The organism is Giesbergeria sinuosa, assembly GCF_042652905.1.
Classification (GTDB): Bacteria; Pseudomonadota; Gammaproteobacteria; order Burkholderiales; family Burkholderiaceae_C; genus Simplicispira; species Simplicispira sinuosa.
The window spans coordinates 184155-200514 of the sequence record NZ_JBHSHJ010000006.1 but is presented as its reverse complement, the minus strand read 5'-3'; the positions used below and the strand labels follow the sequence as shown (position 1 = coordinate 200514).

Below are 16360 nucleotides of genomic sequence, written 5' to 3'. Positions count from 1 at the left end.
TGGTGCAAGAGATCACGGCGGCCTCGGAGGAGCAATCTTCTGGGGCGGGGCAAATCAATTCGGCCATCAGCCAGTTGAGCCAAACCACGCAACAGAATGCGTCCAGCTCGGAGGAGTTGGCGGCTACAGCCGAAGAGATGAGCGGCCAAGTGGAGCAATTGCAGCAGACCATGGCCTTTTTCAAAATCCAAGGCGGCGGCCATCTGGCACACAAACCGGTGTCCCATGCCTCCCACACCGTATCCGCGGGGGCAGCGCACAGCAAAACCAGCGGGCGCAAACCGGGCAATGCTGTGCCCGCCAAGGCCTTCATGGAATCGGCGGGTTCCACAGCCCCTGGTACGCTGGACACCAGCGATACGGAAATTGACGAAAGCAAGTTCACCAAGTTCTGAAAGGCAGCGCCATGAACCAAGTCGCCCCAGCCCCGGCCAAACCAGCCCGCACGACGGCCCAAGAAAACCAGCAGTATCTGACGTTTCTGCTCAATGGTGAACCTTTTGCCATCGGCATTCTGTGCATCAAGGAAATCATTGAATACAACGGCTTGACCGAAGTGCCAATGATGCCCGATTGCATTCGTGGTGTGATCAATCTGCGGGGTGCGGTATTGCCCGTGCTGGACTTGGCCGTGCGCTTTGGCAAAAAACCTGGTGCTGTCAGCAAAAAGACCTGTATTGTGATTGTGGAAGTCAAAACCGCAGACGAGAGCCACGATATGGGTGTGGTGGTGGACGCCGTCAATGCAGTGCTAGAGATTCCTCGCAGCGAGATTGAGCCACCACCGGCCTTTGGTGCCAAAATTCGCACCGACTTCATCGAAGGCATGGGCAAAGTCAATGGTCATTTTGTGATTTTGCTCAACGTCAATGAGGTACTGTCGATTGACGAAATTGGCTCGATGGGTCGGGCCACCACTGCAGCAACCAATACCTTGCTGGCCTCCCCCACACAGAGTGCCTGAAGCCTGCGCCCTGGCCGGTTCGTACGCCAGCATGACACCCGTTCTGACAGATCAAGAATTTGCGCTGTTTCAACGCTTCATTTTTGATTCGGCAGGCATTACTTTGCCTGCGTCAAAAAAAGCCTTGGTCACAGGACGGCTGTCTAAGCGATTGCGCCACTATCAACTCCAGACTTACAGCGAATACTTTCGTTTGCTACACAGCGGACACCACCCCACCGAACTACAAACGGCGATTGATCTACTCACGACCAACGAAACCTATTTTTTTCGGGAATCCAAACACTTTGAGTTTCTGCGCCACCAAGCGTTGGCGGCTCGGGGTCGTACCACCATGTTTCGGGTCTGGAGTGCCGCCAGCTCTAGCGGCGAGGAGGCCTATAGCATCGCAATGGTACTGGCCGACAGTTTGGGCACTGAAACACCCTGGGAAGTGGTGGGCTCAGACATTAGCACCCGGGTTCTAAAGGGGGCCACCAAAGCCCATTACCCTATGGAGCGGGCACGCAATATCCCCATCGACTATCTGCGCCGGTTTTGTTTGCGCGGCACCCAGGAATACCAAGGCACGCTGCTCATTGAGCGCGGGCTGCGCCAGAAGGTACATTTCCGCCAACTGAATCTCAATGCTCCTCTGCCCCCATTGGGCTTGTTTGATATCGTGTTTTTGCGCAATGTGATGATCTACTTTAATGATGACACCAAACGCGAGGTGGTAGCCCGCGTGATTGCGGCCATCAAACCTGGGGGGCACTTTCTGATCGGCCACTCCGAGAGCCTCAATGACATCACCCGTAGCGTCCAGACGTTGGCACCATCGATTTACCGCAAAAACCCATGACATGGCGCACCTGAACGACCTGATCGACATTTTTTTGAAGCCTGGGGAATATTTTGTCGGGGATGCCAACTACCAGATACGCACGATGCTCGGCTCTTGCGTATCCATCACCCTGTGGCATCCGGCCAGCCGCCTCGGGGCAATGTCCCATTTTTTGCTGCCCACCCGCCACCTGATCGATACCGGGGTACATACACTTGACGCCCGCTATGGCGATGAAGCCCTGCAACTGATGCTGGCCGAACTGGCCCAAGCGGGCATCAACCCCCAACACTGTCAAAGCAAGATTTTTGGCGGTGGCAATATGTTCCCGAAACAAACGCGCCGGGGTCTGATGCACATCGGACGCAAGAATGGTGAAGCAGCCCGAACACTATTGCAGGCACATGGCATCCCCATTGTTTCAGAAAGTCTGTTTGGCATTGGCCACCGGCAAATCATTTTTGACGTTAGCACGGGGGATGTCTGGTCACACCAAGTCAAGCCCTCGCTTCCCCCCCATCCGCCATGAAACGTATCAAAGTTATTGTCGTAGACGACTCAGCCGTCGTCCGCCAAGTCGTGACCGCTCTGCTGGAATCAGACCCTGATATTCAGGTGCTGGCCGCAGTGGCTGATCCTATTTTGGCCATGTCACGCATGGCCAACCAGTGGCCCGATGTCATCGTCTTGGACATTGAGATGCCACGCATGGATGGCATCACCTTTCTGAAAAAAATCATGGCAGAGCACCCCACGCCGGTGGTGATTTGCTCTACCCTGACGGAAAGGGGCACCCAAACCTCTTTGGCAGCCTTGTCCGCAGGGGCGGTGTCCATCATCACCAAGCCCAAGCTGGGGCTCAAGCAATTTCTCACCGATGCCAGTGACGACTTGACAGCGGCCGTCAAGGCGGCGGCGCGGGCCAATGTGCGCAAACTACAACCCAGGGACAAGCTGACTGCCGATGCTATCTTGCCTGCGGTGGACACTGCACGCCACGCCATGATTCAGACCACAGAACGTGTGGTGGCACTGGGCACCTCTACAGGAGGAACACAGGCACTGGAGGTGGTGCTCACGGCATTGCCCCGTGTTTGCCCTGGTATCGTGATTGTGCAGCACATGCCTGAACAATTCACGGCAGCGTTTGCCAGCCGCCTCAACGGCCTATGCCAAATAGAAGTCAAGGAAGCGCAAAACAATGACCGCGTCATGCCGGGGCGGGCTTTAATTGCCCCTGGGGGTAAACACATGCTGTTGCGCCGCAACGGCGCACAGTACTTTGTCGAAGTGGTCGATGGCCCGTTGGTCAACCGGCATCGTCCCTCTGTGGATGTGCTGTTTCGCTCGGTAGCCAAAAGTGCTGGCGCCAACGCATTGGGTGTCATCATGACGGGCATGGGTGACGATGGCGCTGCCGGGCTGCTAGAAATGCGCAAGGTGGGGGCGCAGACACTGGGGCAGGACGAGCGCAGTTGCGTTGTGTACGGTATGCCCAAAGAAGCCGTCAAGCGTGGTGCAGTGATGCGCGCCGTACCACTGGAATCGATTGCCCGAGAAATTCAAGCGCAGATGTCTTTGTAAACAGGGCAATTACCTACCTACGGCCTGTGCCAACGCCCAGGCCACATGTTCGCGCACTAGCGGGCTGTCGTCTGCACTGCGGGTTTGCAGGGCAGCGCATAAATCAACGGCTTGCGTGGCATCAGCGCCCCGCAAGGCATTGCCCAAAGACACAGCCACGTTACGCAGCCAACGCTCATGGCCGATGCGGCGGATCGGCCCCCCCTCGGTGAGACGCAAAAAGGTGGCTTCATCCCAAGAAAACAAGTGAATCAGTGGCTGGCCCGCCAAAACCGCACGGGTATCAAAATCAGGCAGGATGCTAGGTTGAGCAAACTTGTTCCACGGGCAAACCAATTGACAATCGTCACAGCCATACACATGGTTGCCCAGCAAGGGACGCAGCTCTACAGGAATAGGCCCAGCATGTTCTATCGTCAAGTAAGAGATGCAGCGGCGGGCGTCGAGTCGATAAGGCGCCACGATGGCTTGGGTTGGGCAAGCCTCTATACAGGCCATGCACTGACCACAGTGCGCGCTCACGGGCTCTGTGGGGTCTAAGGCAAGATCCACATAAATTTCCCCCAGAAAGAACAGGGAGCCTGCCTGTCGATTCAACAGCAACGTGTGTTTGCCGCGCCAACCTTGGCCGCTGCGGGCGGCTAGTTCTGCCTCGAGCACCGGTGCCGAATCGGTAAAGACCCGGTGCCCCAATGGCCCCACCTGCTGTGCCAAGCGTTCGGCCAACTTTTGCAAGCGCGATCGCAATACCTTGTGATAGTCCCGACCCCTGGCATACATAGAGACAATACCTTGCGCAGGTTGCTGCAAACGGGCAAACTCAACGGACTGCCAGCCTGCGGGCGCGGTACGGGGCAAATAGTCCATGCGTGCAGTAATGACACTGACGGTGCCTGGCACCAGCTCTGCAGGACGGGCACGCTTGAGACCATGGGCGGCCATGTAGTGCATCTCACCATGAAACCCCTGTGCCAGCCACTGTAGCAACCCGGTTTCTGCACTGGACAAATCCACGCCCGCGACGCCAATTTGGGAAAATCCCAATTCGCGCGCCCATAGCCGAATTTGAGGAACGAGTTGACTGCTGCAAACCACCATTGCCCCATTGTAGAAACTACAGCCCCTGTTACTGTGGTTACATGGCACCATGAAGACGATACGGCCCGTTTTGCCCAAAGGCTAGCGGCCCAACCATTGCTGGGCAATGCCTTTATCACCCTGCACGGTGAATTGGGTGCGGGCAAAACCACACTAGTGCGGCATTTGTTGCGCGCTTTGGGCGTGCAAGGACGCATTAAAAGCCCCACCTACGCCGTGGTAGAACCCCATCAAGCCGCAGGCTTAGCCATCTGGCATTTTGATTTTTACCGTTTTGATGACCCCCGCGAATGGGAAGATGCTGGCTTTCGGGACATTTTTGCCAGCCCAGGGCTGAAATTGGCCGAATGGCCAGAAAAAGCCCAAGCTGTTCTGCCACTGGCCGATGTGGCTATCACCCTAGAAGCCCTGGACGAAGAAACACGGCAGGCCACACTGCAGGCCTATACCGTACATGGACAACAGTTGCTGCAAGGATTGCAGGCATGAACCTCTCTCTCTCCCCACTGACCCATAGGCGCACGCTGCTCCAGCGTGGTGGTCTGGTGCTGCTGCTGGGGGCAAGCCAGTTAGCCCGTGGTGCAGGCATTTTGGCTGTGCGCGTCTGGCCCGCTGCAGACTACACGCGCGTGACCATTGAGTCAGACACCCGGCTCAAAAACAAACAGTTTTTCATCACCACACCACCCCGACTGGCGGTAGACATTGAAGGCATTGAGCTGAGCCCGCAACTGCGTGATCTGGTCGCGAAGGTGCGTGCCGATGATCCGAACATTGCAGGAATCCGTGTCGGCCAGAATGCACCCGATGTAGTCCGCTTGGTGATTGACCTCAAACAAGCAGCACGACCACAGGTGTTTGCCCTGCCACCCGTAGCCGACTACGGACACCGGCTGGTACTCGATTTGTACCCAGCCAGCCCCGTAGACCCACTGGAGGCCTTGATTGCCGAGCGTCTGCGCGACCCCACCGCTTCGGCCAGCATGCATGCGAGGTCGGCCCAAAACCCACCCGCCAGCAAACCCGCAACCAAAGCGGCCACCACCAACGGCCAACCCATAACAGGGGCCGTAGATCCTTTGGGCGATCTGATTGCCAAGCACGACGACGAACCAGCCCCTCCGGCCCACACACGCCCTGCGCCGCCCCCACCGCCAGCCAACAAAAGCAGCCCCGCCACCGCCAGCCATCGCCAAACCGACCGATTGATCATCATTGCGCTGGATCCTGGTCATGGTGGTGAAGATCCCGGCGCCATTGGGCCCAACGGCACCCGCGAGAAAGACATTGTGCTGCGGGTGGCCCATCTGCTGCGTGAGCGCATCAACCGCACGACCATAGCAGGCAATCCGATGCGGGCTTATCTGACACGCGATGGCGATTTTTTTGTACCACTGGGCACCCGTGTGCAAAAGGCACAACGGGTGCAAGCCGACCTGTTTGTGAGTATCCATGCCGATGCCTTCACCAACCCAGACGCCCGCGGTGCCAGTGTCTTTGCCCTGAGCCAAGGTGCTGCCTCCAGCACAGCAGCGCGCTGGCTGGCCAATAAAGAAAACCAGGCCGATTTGATCGGCGGTGTGAATGTGCGGGTGAAAGACCAACATGTGCAGCGCGCCCTGCTGGACATGAGCACCACTGCACAAATCAACGACAGCCTCAAACTCGGCAGTGTGTTGCTGGGCGAAATCGGCAATGTAGGTAAGTTGCACAAACCGCGCGTAGAGCAGGCCGGTTTTGCAGTGCTCAAAGCCCCGGACATCCCCAGCGTACTGGTAGAGACCGCTTTTATCAGCAACCCAGAAGAGGAGGCCAAACTGCGCAGTGCATCCTACCAAGAACAATTGGCCGATGCACTGATGCGAGGTATTACTCGCTATTTTGCCAAGAATCCCCCCCTGGCGCGCAGCCGCTCCGTGTGAGCCTAGTGTGGGTATCCAGAAACTGAATAAACCCCTGCGGGTTCAGGTGCTCATCGTTGGGATGCACCTGGCCAAGAGCACCCGTGGTCGGCCATGCGCGCCACCACCGGGGATGAACAAACATTGCACACCCGCCTTTTTGTTCTTTATTTCTGGATTGCACTCTCATGACCGACCTGTTTGACAACCCTATGGGCCTTTGCGGATTCGAGTTTGTCGAATTCGCCTCCCCCACCGCCAACGTACTAGAGCCGTTGTTCGAAAAAATGGGCTTTACGTTGGTGGCACGCCACCGCTCCAAAGATGTGGTGCTGTACCGGCAAGGCCATATCAACTTTATCGTCAACCGCGAACCCAAAAGTCTGGCGGGCTATTTTGCTGCCGAGCATGGCCCCAGTGCCTGCGGACTGGCCTTTCGGGTGCGTGACTCCCACAAAGCCTATGCCCGGGCACTAGAAATGGGCGCACAACCTATTGAAATCCCTACGGGCCCGATGGAGTTGCGTCTGCCGGCGATCAAGGGGATTGGTGGGGCGCCGTTGTACCTGATTGACCGCTATGAGGACGGCAAGTCCATCTACGACATTGATTTTGACTTTATCGATGGGGTCGATCGCCATCCCGTAGGCCACGGGTTCACCAGCATCGACCACCTCACACACAACGTCTACAAGGGCCGCATGGCTTTTTGGGGGGCGTTTTACGAAAAGATTTTCAACTTCCGCGAGATTCGCTACTTTGACATCCAAGGCGAGTACACCGGCCTAACCTCCCGCGCCATGACGGCCCCCGACGGGTTGATCCGCATTCCACTCAACGAAGAGGCGGGTAAAATCGGCGGCCAGATTGAAGAGTTTTTGATGCAGTTCAATGGGGAAGGTATCCAGCACATTGCCTTGCAGACCGATGACCTGCTCAAGAGCGTGGATGCCTTGCAAATGGCAGGTATTCCGTTGATGAGCGCCCCCAACGATATTTACTACGAGATGCTGTCGGAGCGTTTGCCCCATCATGGTGAACCAGTATCAGAACTTCAGACGCGCGGCATTTTGCTGGACGGTTCGACGGCCAACGGGGAGAAGCGCCTGCTGTTGCAGATTTTCTCGCAAACACTGCTGGGGCCGGTGTTCTTCGAGTTTATTCAGCGCAAGGCCGATGAAGGTTTTGGCGAAGGCAACTTCAAGGCCTTGTTTGAATCACTGGAGCGTGACCAGATTCGCCGTGGTGCCCTGCAAGTAGCGTCAGCCACCCACTGACCTGGCGCTACGCCAAGCCCTGTGGCATCTGCCAGATGCCGTAAAAAATACCGCGCCTTCACGGCGCGCTATGAAGTTGTACCCGGTAGCAGCAGACAAACATAATCGCTTTGACATCCTCCCCGCCCTAAAGGACGGGGATTCCTACTGCTAGACGGCGATGCCCCGCCGCGAGAATGTTGCGTGCTGCATTCACATCGCGGTCGTGTTCCGCTGCGCAGTCGCTGCACTTCCACTCTCTTATTCGCAAACCTGCTCTACCTTTCGGACTGCTGGCAGGAATGGCCCCGCAGCACGAGCAAGTCTGGGTTGTGTAGCTTTCATTCACTACTTCAAAGACGACACCGGCCTGATGGCTCTTGTATTCCAACATCGTCTTGAGCATGGCCCAGCCCGCATCCAGTGTGGACTTGGCCATCTTGGTTTTGACCAGCTTGCTGCTGGCTACGTCGCCCACGAAGATGGCAGCGTTTTGTTTCACCATTGCGGTGCTGAATTTGTGTAGCAGGTCTTTGCGCTGGTTGGCAATTTTTGCATGGATGGCCCGCACCCGCTGTTTTTTGTGTGCCCGCTGTGCAATACCGAGTTTGCATTCGAGCTTGCGGTAAAAACGCCCCTCGATGCGTTCGCCAGTAGAAGTGACCGCCGCCTCTTTCACACCCAAGTCGATACCGACACTGGCTGTGCCCGCGCTGGCCTGGGCCTGCACCTTCACCACCACATTCAAGTACCAGCGCCCGCGTGTATCTTGGCTGAAGCTGCCAGCGCGCAACTCGTAGTCTGCCAGACCGTAGCTGTCCCAGAGGCTCAATTTCTGACCCGCAAAAGCGATTTGCCCCGCCTTGTATTGCACAGCGGGCGCTTTGAACGGAATCCAACCCAGACTGTATTTGCTGCTCTGGGGGTTGGAGACGCGCCAGCGCAGTTTGGCTTTTTTGAATTGCTTGCGCGCTTTGGCGTAGTCTTCACACACTTGCTGCACAGTGGGCGAACCGATGTGTATGCCATCGCACTGGCTGAAACCGTTGGTCAGCTTTTGCAGGTCGTAGCCCGAGAGCCATTGGTGGCGCTCGCGGATGGCGCGGTGGCTGGTTTCGTTGCAAAAATTCCAGACCTGATTAACCTCACGCGCCATCAACGCCAGCACTTTGGCGTGCTTGTCTTTGATGCGCAGACGCAGGGTTTTGGTGCAATCCATGACGTAGATTATGGATTGCTAATCCCTGCTCTCAACCCCGGACTGAACTCCGGGGCTTCCCGCGCACCGGGCCATACCATCGCCCCTCTGTTGGTGCTTTGTTGGTGCCTGTGGGTTGTTGGTGTTTAGGAACCAACAAAACCACCGACAAAAAAGTAAGCTGGTATGGTGCCCTATGAAGTGATGTGAGACAACAAAAAAGCCCTGCTCCCTCTGAGGGGTGGGGCTTTTGACATGGCGCGCAACGGCCTGAAATAGTGCCGTGGCCCCCCCGACAGGAATCGAACCTGTATTTAGCGCTTAGGAGGCACTCGTTCTATCCATTGAACTACGGGGAGGCGTACAGTGCGCTATTGTAAGCAGTAGCAGACTGCCATCAGTCGTGGCGCACAGTGTAGATAATGTCGAGCGCACTTTGCGTGCCTGTCTGACCCCGCAAAGTCAGACGGCGCGACAGATCATAAAAAACCGAAATCATGCCTACGGCCCCCGACAGGCCATGCTCATAGGTCACATACAGTTTGCTAGACAGCCGCTTGCCTAAAGTGATCGCTGCCGCACTGGCTCCGTTGCCCGTATCAGGTGCCTTGAATCCAATCTCATCCAAACCCAATTTGCGGGCCACCCCACCTGTGCCAACCCCTTGTTTTCCCAACAAGGCCAACGCAGCCTGCTGTAGCAAAGCAGCTTCTGCACCACCGGCTGCACTGCTGCGGCCCGTCACCACCCAAGCCAGTTTTTCGGCATCGGTCAGTTCGGGATCGGCATACAAACGCACCCGAGGTGCCTGCGCCACCCCGCTGACTTGCACCCCAGCCCGCACATTGATATTGGGACGGATAGCCAAGATGTCCAGTGCCGGATTGTCGTGTGCTCCACTAAAGCGTAACAAGCCGGTTTCTATATCAAGCATCTGCCCCCAAGCACGGTAGCGCCCCTGTTCAGTCTGCACCTCACCGGTGACCCTTGGAGGCATCCCCTGCACTGGGCTGCTGCGCAGTTCCAATTGCCCGCGCAAACGGGTGGTCAGGCCATAGCCTTGCAGTGCAAAATCACGTCCCAAATCCACAGTCACTGCCATATCGATAGGCTTAGGAGTTTGGGCCTGAACAGTAGTAGACGGTGCAGGGCGGGCCGTCATCTGGGGCCGTCTGTGTGTAGAGCGCACCTCCACATCTTCACCCAAGCGGGGGGCCGACGCATCGGGCAACAAAATGGCGGCCCGGTCTACCTGCAACTGGCCCCATAGCACCAACTGGCCCTGCTGCAACTGCGCCCGCACCGTGCCAGAGACGCTGGCCTGCCGGTCAGCACGTACCAACACCTGCAATGCTTGTGCTTGGGCCTGCAAATCAAGGTGAATGCCAGCATCGTGCCAACGAATACTGCCGCTGCCTTGCAAACTGCCCCGATCACGCGGTGCAGAGGTCAGGTTGCCGCTGTAGCCCGCAATACGGGCCTGACTGCCCTTGCCTCCGCGCCAGTACCACTCCGTAATGTCGAGTCGATCACCTCGCAGCACGGTGCGCAAACGGCCTTCTTGCAAATCCACACCATCCACCAGTGAGCGCAGCGCCAGTTGATCGGCATCGATTCGGCCCTGCCATCGGGGCGCTTGACGGCTGCCCGACAAGGTGGCATCTGCATCTAAGGTGCCGTGGATGCGCCAACCGGGAGGCGCCAACACTGACCAAACACCCATATCGGGCAACCGGGCCTGCACATGGGCCGCCACGGGGGCGTCTTCAGGCCAGACCCAGCCAGAATCCTGCTGCCGCAACCGGGTGCTGGCCTGTACCTGTACCTGACCAGCTTGGGCACTGTCCCACACGAGTTGGGCGCGCAGGTTGTCGTCTACCGCCTCCAGCCGGAGCCGTGCTGCACGCAAGCCAGCAGCCGTGGCAGCAGCTTGATCATGCAGCAGATGCAAATCGCCTTGTGTGCGTTGCAATTGCAATTGAGCGCGCAAGGTGGGATGGGTTTGAATATCCCAGTCGGCCTCCAGCATCAATTGGCTGCCCAAGCCTGCCGCAGCCAGCATCGGCGCCTTGGCAGGGGCCAGTGCATCTACCCAAGCCAAAGGCAAACCGGCCAAATGACCACGGGTTTGCAACTGCATCCCCCCCGACTCTGCCCAACGCCATTGCAGTGGCTGCCATTGCAATGACACTGTGCCAGGCAATGGCCCCGTGATGCTGGCCTGACCAGCTGCCACATCCAACACAGCCGCCACAGACCGAGAGATGGACGGATGCCAAACCGCCTCCAGTGCCTGATCGAGTTTCAGGCGCCAGCCACCAGACTGGTCTTGGTGCTGTAATTGCAACTGCAAAGCAGCCAGTTGGGCTTTCCAAGGACTGGGGGTAGCACCACCCCCACGCTCCGCATGGATGCTGCTATGCAAGGTGGCGCGGTACGGTGCCCATCCAGCCTGTGCATCCAAGCGCAGCGTAGCCTTGTAGGCTGTGCCAGATGCCTGCGCCTGTATAGCACTCAACTCCAGCCGAGGGGCGGATCTCTCTGTGGTGCTGCTAGGTGGTGCCAGCAGCAGTGTGGGCACCGCCAGCGTGGCCTCCCAACGCAAAGGAGTGGCTTGGGCAGGAGATACTGGCCGGTGCAACAGACCATCCCAACCACCTTGCCAGTGGAGTGCCAGCTTTGCCTGCCCCTGCACCCGCTGCTGGGACAAGAGTGTGGCACCACCGGGCAAGGCTTGTACCCATTGCAGCAATCGGTCCGCTGCTGCCACATCTGCTTCCAGGGCACCCTTGCCCTGAGCCGCCCCCAGCAGCCCGCTGGCATGCAACCGAGCGCCGGGCACAGTCAACGCCAAGGTGCCACGCACCACAGGCGCTGGCCCCCACAGGAGGCTCAAACCATCCGCTTCCAACCGCGCTTGCAAAGCATCTACCTGCAAACGCTGCAACGCCAATGTGGGAGCCTTCCAGCGCCCCTGTGCTTGGATGTGCTGAATCGGCAGCCTCACCATCTTGCGTGCAGACACCACAGGCACCGCACGCACATCGGCACTGAAATCTACTGCCACACCATCCTGACTCTGGGCGCGTAGCCAGCCATTCAAAGGCACTGCGTCCAACTGCCCATGCAGAGTGGCTGGGTTGAGATTTTGCATCTGCACACTCCCCTGTACCATGTGGCTGCTAGGGGTATAACGGCCTTGTGCCTGCACCCGACCTGTACCCACCTGCGCCAGCACCTGTGGCAAATGCCATTGGCTGCCGTCGTAGTGGGCCTGCGCATCCAATTGGCTCAGAGGTAGCCGCTGCCGATCCCAAGGGCCAGCCGCATCATTGTGAAGCTGGACTGCCATCGTCCACCCTGGGCTGACGGGCAGTACCTGCACCTGCCCACGCAAAGCAGTTTGTGGTGCCTGGGGCCAGAGCGCCGCCAGATTGAGCGACTGCACATCCGCCTGTAACTGCTGCAAGGGCTGGATGGCCCACGGTGCCAATTGCACCGCCACCTCCGCACCCATGCCTGTGGTGGTAGCCCCATCCGGCACCACAGGGCGCAAACTGGCCTGCAACGACAACCGAGCCGCTGCAGTCGCTAAGGTGCCCTCTACATGGGCTTGGGCCGCTACAGTCAGGGGCTGGGCCGTTTGAGGCAACGGGTTTTTTACCTGCCCTTGCACATCTGCCCTCAAGGCCATAGGAGCCTGTGCCTGCACACGGGCCTGGGCGCTGTACTGGCCCTGCGCCAAGGCAAGGCGTTCAATGTCTAGTTGGTGGGCACTGCCGTCGTAAACGTAGCGTCCCCTTAAAGCGCCAGCCTCCAATCGGGTGTGACCCGCCCAAACGATCTGGTCTATCTGAAACGGCAATGTCACCGTGACGGGCAGCAGCAATGCTTGCAATGGCTCTGGCGGGGGTTTATCTGTTTCGGGGGTCGCTGTGATGTGTACATCGGCAACATGCAGTTGATCGACCTGCACATGCCGTTGCCACAAGGAGGCCAAGTGCCAACGCAGCTCCACACCACGCACCTCCACGGCCAAAGACGGCCCCTGCCAGCGCAACCAATCCACCTGCCCACCCTTGCGCAGAGAACCACGCACACCACGCAACTCCAGTTGTTGGCCTGCGGGCAACCAACGGCTGGCCCACTCCAGCGTTGTGGACAAAGCCGTATCCGTCCCCATCCAAACCCATGTTGTCCACCCTACTGAGAACACTACCATGCACCATGCCAGCAGTCCACCAGCCAGCCAGCGCCAGCCACGCCCCTTGGTGGGTGGGGGTGTCTCTGGTACGGGAAGGGCCACCTCGGCAGCAGAAGCGGACACGGGGGAAGAATCGGTCATTGCAGGCTAAAAACTGAACCCTAGGCGCAAATGCAAACGCACGCTCTGATCTTGCACACCATAAGCCACATCGGCCTGCAATGGCCCCACCGGGCTGCGCCAGCGCACGCCTGCCCCCACACTGGTACGCAGACGCATGGCACGCGGGGTATCGCCCACTGCACCCGCATCGGCAAACAAGGTACTTTCCCAATCGCTGAACTGCCCATTCAGCACTATAGGGCGCTGCCACTCCACACTGGTCACAGCCAAATAACGGCCCCCATACAGTTGGTGGAGCACGGTACGGGCGCCAATCTGGTGGTAGCCATAACCACGTACGGTGGTGTCGCCGCCTGTCAGAAACAATTGTGTCACTGGCAATGAAGCACCCTCGCGGGCCAGTACCGCCCCACCCTCCGCACGCAAGGCCCAACGGCTCTGGCGGCTGCGACCGCTGGGCAATGTCACTGCCTGCGAAGGCACAAACGCGAGCCAACGCCCCAACAGGCGCACAAAAGGGTCGCGTTGCGGATGCAGCGTCATGCCCACCCCCAACTCCCAAGCCAGACCATATCCAGCAGCAGGTGCAGTGGTGCTGTCAAAGTAGCGGCCCGTCCAGCTATGGTTTGCACTCAAGGCGGTACTGGAGGGTGGGGCAGCAGTACCTTGGGCATGGGCATAGTCGTATTGCAGGTAATTACTGCGGTCGATGCGTTCGCTATCACGGCGCTGGCCTGCCTGCAAACGGGCACTGTTCACCTGGTAACTACCTGTGACTTCACGCTGCACCTGCCCCCCACCAAACCAGCGCCAACCCTGCTCATTGGGCAAATCCATCCATTGCGTTGCCAGCAATTTGGTTTGTTGGTCCAACGAGAGCTTACTCACTGCACGCCAACCCAACCCGGGCAGACGATTGTGGGTGTGGTCAATGCGCAGGCGGGCACCACTATCGGTAGAGACCCCCAGACCAAACACCCATTTCTGCAACTGTGCTTCACGCACCTGGGCCACCACTGGGGCGGCTTCGGGGGTGGCCGTATCGGTATCCAGACGCAAAAACACCGTGTCGTAATAGCCACTGCTGGCCAGCCGCTGCTGGGCTTCCAGCAATTGGGCCTGATCGTAAGATGCCCCCATAGGCAAACGGGCAATGCGGCGGGCACCTTCGGGGTCATAACGCTGTTGTCCGTGCAGTTGCAGCGTGCCAAAACGATAGGCTGGGCCAGAGTCATAGCGCACCGACAAATCGGCCCGGTGCTGGTCAGCATCGATCAGTGCATGGCTGTGCGCGATGCGAGCGGCCGGATAGTGTCGGGCCTGCAAACTGCGCAAACCCAACGCTTTGGCCCCATCCCAAGCAGCTTGGGTAAAAAGCTGACCCGGTGCCAGATTCCAAGACTGGCGTATCTGGGCTATTTGCGGGCTGGCAGGCTCGGCCTGAGCAACGGCCCCAACAAAGTCAATTTGTACCTGCGCAATCTGTGTGGCTGCTCCAGGCTCTACTGTCAAAGTGATCTGTGGCAATGCCTGTGCGTCAGCATGGGGAGCCAAGGTGCGCTCCACTGCGATGGTGGGGGCAAAATAGCCCAGCGTAGCCAATAATTCGCGGGCATCCTCCGGAACAGCGGCCAACAAACGCAACCACTCACGCTCCTGCAATTCAGGCAGGGTGCGAAACCGCTGTAACTCCAGATGCTTTTCCAGATAAGCAGCCACCTCTTCATTGGGGCTGCGCACCTGTAAGGTAAACGCCTCAACCTCCGACACCGCCGAGGACTGCGAGGGTGCATCTTGGTTGTGCTGCTCTTGGTTGCGCACAGGCAGCCCGCTGCAACCCGCCACGGCACACAACACAACGCCTAGCAGCACCCAACGGCCCACTGGGGCCAAGCCTCGCAACAGCCCCCACATGGTTCTGGCAATCACCTTGGCACTATATTTACTTGGACAACAAGCGCATGGCCTGCTCTAGCCCCTGCAAAGACAACGGAAACATGCGATCCCCCATCAACTGCTGAACTATCGCAATGCTTTGGCGGTATTGCCATACCCCCTGTGGCTCTGGGTTGATCCACGCAAAATGCGGGAAGGCGTGGGTCAGGCGTTGCAACCATTCGGCCCCAGGTTCTTCATTGGTGTATTCGACACTGCCACCGGGTTGCAAAATCTCATAAGGGCTCATGGTGGCATCACCCACAAAGATCAGTTTGTAATCTTTGTTGTACTTGCGAATGATGTCCCAGGTAGGAAACTTTTCGGCAAACCGGCGGCGGTTGTTCTTCCAGACAAAATCGTAGACACAGTTGTGGAAGTAGTAAAACTCCAAATGCTTGAACTCGGTTTTCACGGCAGAAAACAGCTCTTCTACCCGCTGGATATGATCATCCATCGTGCCGCCCACATCCATCAGCAGCAGCACTTTGACGTTGTTGTGGCGCTCAGGCACCATTTTGATGTCCAGCCAGCCCGCATTGGCTGCGGTGCTGCGGATGGTGTCGGGCAGGTCTAACTCCAGTTCGTGGCCTTGGCGGGCAAACTTGCGCAGGCGGCGCAAAGCCACTTTGATATTGCGCGTGCCCAGCTCCTGGGTGTCATCGTAGTCGCGGTAAGCACGCTGCTCCCAAACCTTGATGGCGCTTTTGTTTTTGCCTGCACCACCAATGCGAATGCCCTGCGGGTTGTAACCACCGTGACCAAACGGGCTGGTGCCGCCCGTGCCTATCCATTTGCTGCCGCCCTCGTGGCGTTCTTTTTGCTCTTCGAGGCGCTTTTTGAGCGTCTCCATCAGCTCGTCCCAGTCCATCTTTTGGATGGCCGCCTTTTGCTCGGGCGTGAGTTCGCGCTCTAACACTTTGCGTAGCCAATCGGCCGGGATTTCTTTGCTGAAATCGGCCAACAACTCCACGCCCTTGAAATAGGCGGCAAAGGCGCGGTCAAACTTGTCGAAGTGCTTTTCGTCCTTGACCAGCGTCAGGCGGGCCAGATGGTAAAAATCATCAATGCTCCAAGCATCTTCAGAATTCGGGCCAACAATGCCCGCCTGCAAGGCTTCGAGCAGGGCCAGCAGCTCTTTGACCGATACCGGGAGTTTGGCGGCGCGCAGGGTGTAAAAGAAATCAATCAGCATCGGAATGTCATCGTCAGGTTTTTTGAGCCAAGGGTGTTCACACAGGAACCACTGCTATGTAAATTTCGCCGCTCAGGCT

Annotated in this window: 12 protein-coding genes, 1 tRNA gene and 1 pseudogene; 8 read left to right on the top strand and 6 right to left on the bottom strand. The window is 58.1% G+C overall.

What is annotated here, in order from left to right:
• The 5 genes and pseudogenes from ACFO6X_RS09845 to ACFO6X_RS09825 form a co-directional block, all read left to right on the top strand.
• Positions 1-395: pseudogene (locus tag ACFO6X_RS09845) on the top strand (methyl-accepting chemotaxis protein); the annotation flags it as partial.
• Between the two features lie 11 nt (positions 396-406).
• Positions 407-964, top strand: a complete 558-nt coding sequence (locus ACFO6X_RS09840) for a chemotaxis protein CheW (RefSeq protein WP_382432499.1) — start codon at positions 407-409, stop codon at positions 962-964.
• A 31-nt stretch (positions 965-995) separates the two neighbouring features.
• On the top strand, positions 996-1805 hold the full coding sequence (locus ACFO6X_RS09835; RefSeq protein ID WP_382432497.1) for a CheR family methyltransferase: 810 nt from the start codon (positions 996-998) through the stop codon (positions 1803-1805).
• 1 nt (position 1806) lies between these two features.
• Entirely contained in the window at positions 1807-2316 is a 510-nt protein-coding gene (locus ACFO6X_RS09830) for a chemotaxis protein CheD (RefSeq protein ID WP_382432495.1), read from the top strand.
• On the top strand, positions 2313-3371 hold the full coding sequence (locus ACFO6X_RS09825) for a protein-glutamate methylesterase/protein-glutamine glutaminase (RefSeq protein WP_382432493.1): 1059 nt from the start codon (positions 2313-2315) through the stop codon (positions 3369-3371). The genes ACFO6X_RS09830 and ACFO6X_RS09825 overlap by 4 nt, the downstream gene beginning before the upstream one ends.
• A gap of 9 nt (positions 3372-3380) precedes the next feature.
• On the opposite strand, the gene queG is transcribed toward ACFO6X_RS09825, so the two are convergent.
• Positions 3381-4436, bottom strand: coding sequence for a tRNA epoxyqueuosine(34) reductase QueG (queG, locus tag ACFO6X_RS09820; RefSeq protein ID WP_382432512.1), 1056 nt, complete (start codon positions 4434-4436; stop codon positions 3381-3383).
• 12 nt (positions 4437-4448) lie between these two features.
• Between queG and tsaE the strand changes: the two genes are divergently transcribed.
• The 3 genes from tsaE (at position 4449) to hppD (ending at position 7647) form a co-directional block, all read left to right on the top strand.
• Positions 4449-4958 carry a tRNA (adenosine(37)-N6)-threonylcarbamoyltransferase complex ATPase subunit type 1 TsaE gene (gene tsaE / locus ACFO6X_RS09815; protein WP_382432491.1) on the top strand — a complete coding sequence of 170 codons (510 nt, stop codon included), beginning with the start codon at positions 4449-4451 and terminating at the stop codon, positions 4956-4958.
• Positions 4955-6391, top strand: a complete 1437-nt coding sequence (locus tag ACFO6X_RS09810) for an N-acetylmuramoyl-L-alanine amidase (RefSeq protein WP_382432489.1) — start codon at positions 4955-4957, stop codon at positions 6389-6391. Before tsaE ends, ACFO6X_RS09810 begins: the two co-directional genes overlap by 4 nt.
• Positions 6392-6558: 167 nt before the next feature.
• Complete coding sequence (hppD, locus tag ACFO6X_RS09805) at positions 6559-7647, top strand: 4-hydroxyphenylpyruvate dioxygenase (protein WP_382432487.1); 1089 nt, start codon at positions 6559-6561, stop codon at positions 7645-7647.
• 127 nt (positions 7648-7774) lie between these two features.
• Here hppD and ACFO6X_RS09800 read toward each other — a convergent pair whose 3' ends face one another.
• The 5 genes from ACFO6X_RS09800 to ACFO6X_RS09780 form a co-directional block, all read right to left on the bottom strand.
• Positions 7775-8845 (bottom strand): RNA-guided endonuclease InsQ/TnpB family protein, encoded by a 1071-nt coding sequence (locus ACFO6X_RS09800; RefSeq protein ID WP_382432485.1) that lies wholly within the window; start codon positions 8843-8845, stop codon positions 7775-7777.
• A 263-nt stretch (positions 8846-9108) separates the two neighbouring features.
• A tRNA-Arg gene (locus tag ACFO6X_RS09795) sits at positions 9109-9183 on the bottom strand.
• A 38-nt stretch (positions 9184-9221) separates the two neighbouring features.
• Positions 9222-13169, bottom strand: a complete 3948-nt coding sequence (locus ACFO6X_RS09790) for a translocation/assembly module TamB domain-containing protein (protein WP_382432483.1) — start codon at positions 13167-13169, stop codon at positions 9222-9224.
• A gap of 6 nt (positions 13170-13175) precedes the next feature.
• A complete protein-coding gene (locus ACFO6X_RS09785) occupies positions 13176-15065 on the bottom strand; it encodes an autotransporter assembly complex protein TamA (RefSeq protein ID WP_382432481.1) in 1890 nt (629 codons plus the stop codon).
• A 28-nt stretch (positions 15066-15093) separates the two neighbouring features.
• Entirely contained in the window at positions 15094-16281 is a 1188-nt protein-coding gene (locus tag ACFO6X_RS09780) for a vWA domain-containing protein (RefSeq protein WP_382432479.1), read from the bottom strand.
• Positions 16282-16360: the final 79 nt, after the last annotated feature.

Bases quoted from the DNA above. Each gene is read 5' to 3' on its own strand.
- ACFO6X_RS09835 (WP_382432497.1), top strand. From the start codon at position 996: ATGACACCCGTTCTGACAGATCAAGAATTTGCGCTGTTTCAACGCTTC.
- hppD (WP_382432487.1), top strand. From the start codon at position 6,559: ATGACCGACCTGTTTGACAACCCTATGGGCCTTTGCGGATTCGAGTTT.
- ACFO6X_RS09800 (WP_382432485.1), bottom strand. From the start codon at position 8,845: ATGGATTGCACCAAAACCCTGCGTCTGCGCATCAAAGACAAGCACGCC.
- ACFO6X_RS09780 (WP_382432479.1), bottom strand. From the start codon at position 16,281: ATGCTGATTGATTTCTTTTACACCCTGCGCGCCGCCAAACTCCCGGTA.
- ACFO6X_RS09825 (WP_382432493.1), top strand. From the start codon at position 2,313: ATGAAACGTATCAAAGTTATTGTCGTAGACGACTCAGCCGTCGTCCGC.
- ACFO6X_RS09830 (WP_382432495.1), top strand. From the start codon at position 1,807: ATGGCGCACCTGAACGACCTGATCGACATTTTTTTGAAGCCTGGGGAA.
- ACFO6X_RS09790 (WP_382432483.1), bottom strand. From the start codon at position 13,169: ATGACCGATTCTTCCCCCGTGTCCGCTTCTGCTGCCGAGGTGGCCCTT.
- ACFO6X_RS09840 (WP_382432499.1), top strand. From the start codon at position 407: ATGAACCAAGTCGCCCCAGCCCCGGCCAAACCAGCCCGCACGACGGCC.
- ACFO6X_RS09785 (WP_382432481.1), bottom strand. From the start codon at position 15,065: ATGTGGGGGCTGTTGCGAGGCTTGGCCCCAGTGGGCCGTTGGGTGCTG.
- ACFO6X_RS09810 (WP_382432489.1), top strand. From the start codon at position 4,955: ATGAACCTCTCTCTCTCCCCACTGACCCATAGGCGCACGCTGCTCCAG.